The sequence below is a fragment of the Methylobacterium sp. WL18 genome, from assembly GCF_008040015.1.
GTDB lineage: Bacteria > Pseudomonadota > Alphaproteobacteria > Rhizobiales > Beijerinckiaceae > Methylobacterium > Methylobacterium mesophilicum.
The window spans coordinates 1-3,477 of the sequence record NZ_VRVD01000500.1; the positions used below are offsets into that span (position 1 = coordinate 1).

A 3,477-nucleotide genomic window follows, 5' to 3' on the forward strand; every position below is an offset into this window, starting at 1 on the left:
GCCTCCGCGTCCCGCGTGGCTTCCCGCAGGGCGGCCTCGGCGGCCTTGCGCTCGGAGATGTCGAGGTGGAGCCCGACCATGCGCTGCGGCTGGCCCTCGGGACCGAACAGGGTGCGCCCGCGCGCGTAGATCCAGCGCTCGCCCACCCGGAACTCGGCGACGTAGGCGGAGGACGATTCCACGGCGCGGCGGATCTCGTTCCAGACGTCGCCGACATCCTCGGCGTGGACCAGGGCGGTCCAGTCGGCCGCGGCCATCGTGTGCGCCCGGCCGGTATCGGGCAGGCCGTGCATGCGCGCGCTCTCGGGGCTCAGGGTGGCGAACCCCGTGCGCATGTCCCAGTCCCAGGTGCCCGCGTCGGCGGCGTCGAGGGCGATCCCCAGGAGCCCCCGCGCCTCCTCGACGGCGAGCCGCGCCGTGACGATGTCGTCGACGTCGAGGGCGGTGCCGAGCCACTCCACGACCTTGCCGTCGTCGGGATCGAGGTAGATCGGGATCAGGGAGATCTTGTGCCACCGGTAGGCACCGTCGTGCCGCCGGATCCGCCACTGGCCGCCGTAGCCGATCCCGGTCTCGATCGCCTGCTGCCAGGCCGCCTCCATGGCGGCGGCATCTTCCGGGTGGTTGCGGGCGAGGCGATCCACGCGCTCCAGCCCGATCGGCCCGTAATAGGCGTGGAACTGAGCGTTGGCGTAGGTCGCCTGGCCGTCGCCGACCCGCATGGTCCAGATCAGCAGCGGCAGGGTCTCGGCGAGACCGCGGTAGCGCAGCTCGCTGCGGCGGACGTCGTCCTCGGCGCGGCGCCGCTCGGTCACGTCGATGAGCACGCCGATCAGGCCGGTCACAGGCCGATCGCCGCGGCAGACGCCGCGCACGACCACGTCGCGCACTTCGCCGTCGGGCCGCAGCAGGCGCGCCTCGAAGTCGAAGCTCGCACCCCGGGCGATGGCATCCGCGACGATGCCCTCCAACCGCTCGCGGTCGTCGGGGTGGTAGACCTGCGAGAAGGCGGCGAGCGGCGGCGCCGGCTTCCGCGGATCGCGGCCGGCGATGGCGTACAGGCTCTCCGACCAGACCGGCTGGCCTTCGGCGAGGTCCACGCGCCAATTGCCGACGCTGGCGAGCTGCTCGGCCATGGTCAGCTGGTGGTTGGCCGCCGCCTGGGCCTCGGACCGGGCGTTGATCTCGCGGTGCTGCTCCCGGATTAGGGCCTCGCGGATCGCGGCCTGCGCGATTTCGTGGCTGCGCCGGACATCGGCCTCGGTGAGCCGCAGATGGGCGATCACGATCTCGGCGAGATCCCGGAACGCCGCCGCATCCGCCTCCGAGAGCCCGTCCCGGGGCTCCGGGTCGATCAGGCAGAACGTGCCGATCCGGAGTCCCGGCGCCAGGCTCAAGGGGATGCCGGCATAGAACCGGATCCCGTCCGGGACAGCGACCGGGGCGAGATCGCGGAACCGCGGATCGGCCTGGGCATCGGGTACGATCAGCATGGCGTCGCTGCGGATCGTGTGCTGGCAGAGGCTCTGGTCCCGCGAAATCGTCGTCGGCACGTCGGCGCAGGGCGTCTTCAGCCATTGCTGGGTGTCGCCGAGGAACCCGACGAAGGCGCTGCGCACGCCGAACAGGCGGCAGGCGGTACGGCAGACGGCGTCGAAATGCGGCTCGGGCGGGGTGCCGACGATGCCGAGGGCGTCCAGGGCCGCGAGCCGCGCCGCCTCATCGTCCGGGTGTGCTGTCACCGACCGTCTCCGGGAGCGGATATGCCGTTCGGCAATCGCCAGCGTCCTCGCAGGAGCGATGACCCGGCTGCGACCGTGTTTCAAGCGGGCCTGACGCCGCGCGCGATCCCGGTGCGATCACGCGGGCTGCCGATGTCGCCGATCCGGGGCATGCGTAACCGCGCGGCTTCGAGCGCCCAGACCATGCCGAGCATCATGTAGACGTGGCGCCACTTCTCGATGTCGATCTGGAACGCCTGGAGGAAGAACATCAGCAGGGCCGGCCAGACGATCTGGGCATGTGCCCGGACCGGCGATGGCCGCACCAGCAGGCGGAAGCCCACGAAGCTGGTGGCCAGGACCAGGCCGAGGAACACCACCCCGCCGAGCCAGCCGCCGTTGGCGAAGGACCCGATATAGGAGTTGTGCGGCTCGAGACCGAAGACCAGCCGCCAGTGCATCGGCCCCATCCCGAACGGGCGCTCCAGCAGCATCGCCAACCCGCGGACCTGGTTGCCGAAACGGCCGGTCTCGCCCTGGTCGTAGTCCTGGGTCAGGGCCGCCCGGGTCTCGAACATCTTGTGGACGTGCTCGACCGACAGGAGGCCGATCACCGCGATCGTCGCGAGCACCAAGGTGGCCAGCGTCAGGAGCACGATGCGGCGGCGCAGCCGGACGGAGCCGCTGCCGGCATAGACCGAGCCGACCATCAGCAGCACGGCGACGACGCTGCCGCCCCAGGAGCCGCGCGAGAACGACAGGAAGATGCCGGCCATGATGATCAGCAGGCCGGCCAGCGATACGAGCGGGCGCCGGGCGCTGCCGGTGAGCAGGCCGTGCATCAGGTACAGCGCGCCGAGCGTCAGGAACGAGCCGAACACGTTCGGGTCCTGGAAGGTGCCCGACGCCCGGTCGTACTTGTAGAACAGGTCCTCGATGCCGAGCCATTGCAGGTAGCCGACGATGCCCAGCGCCGCCGAGAACACGCAGCTCACCGTGTAGGCCTTGAGCGCCAGCTCCATGCGGGCGTGCGTGTCCTCCGAGAAGAACATCGCGAAAAACATGCAGGTGATCACGAGGTAGATCAGCTGGATCGTCCAGGTGACCGGGAACTCCTCGTTCAGGTACGGGAACAGCGCCGAGACGATCGCCACCAGGTAGAGCAGCAGCAGCGCGAGCAGCGGCACCGCCCCACGGTGCAGGCGCACGCCGAGGCAGAACCACAGCAGGATCGTGGGGATCGCCACCGCGTCGTAGGGCGAGGTTTCCGAGAACGCGAAGCAGGCGAAGAAGATGAAGGCGGCAAACAGCGCCTTGGCCAGCCCCCGGATGACCCCGAGGAGCGGGATCCCGGCGGGCAATCCCGACGGGACCGGGATTGCGGGCGCTGCTGTCTGAGCCATGGATACGCGGACTCCGCGGGCCGGTTACGCGGGCCCGCACATCCGGCAACCATGCCATCCAATGGTTGAGAATGGGCTTCGCCTCCGGGCGAGCCCGTCCCGGGTCGCGGGTTGCGTCAGCCCTTCAGCCGCTTGTTGCAGACCGAGTAGTAGCCGCCACCCTTCTGGATCCATTTCGCGTCGCCCAGCGTCCCGGCGGCTTTGGCCGCGTTGTAGCTGTCGAGGCAGGTATGCATCCGCGCCTTCCCGGCGGATTCGCTCGCGTATTTCGGATCGACGGCGGAGGGATAGGCGGCCGTCCCGGCCGGGGCCGCCGTCGGCCTTGCGGCCGGGACGGCCGCCTATCCCTCCGC

2 protein-coding genes and 1 pseudogene are annotated in these 3,477 nt (G+C 70.3%); all 3 read right to left on the reverse strand.

The features are described from left to right. Positions 1 to 1,742: GAF domain-containing protein (locus FV228_RS23800; protein ID WP_147856830.1), on the reverse strand; the 1,742-nt coding region annotated here is incomplete at its 3' end. Between the two features lie 80 nt (positions 1,743 to 1,822). Further along, positions 1,823 to 3,124, reverse strand: a complete 1,302-nt coding sequence (locus tag FV228_RS23805; RefSeq protein WP_246689990.1) for an O-antigen ligase family protein — start codon at positions 3,122 to 3,124, stop codon at positions 1,823 to 1,825. Between the two features lie 116 nt (positions 3,125 to 3,240). Next, positions 3,241 to 3,450: pseudogene (locus tag FV228_RS23810) on the reverse strand (hypothetical protein); the annotation flags it as partial. Positions 3,451 to 3,477 lie beyond the last annotated feature (27 nt).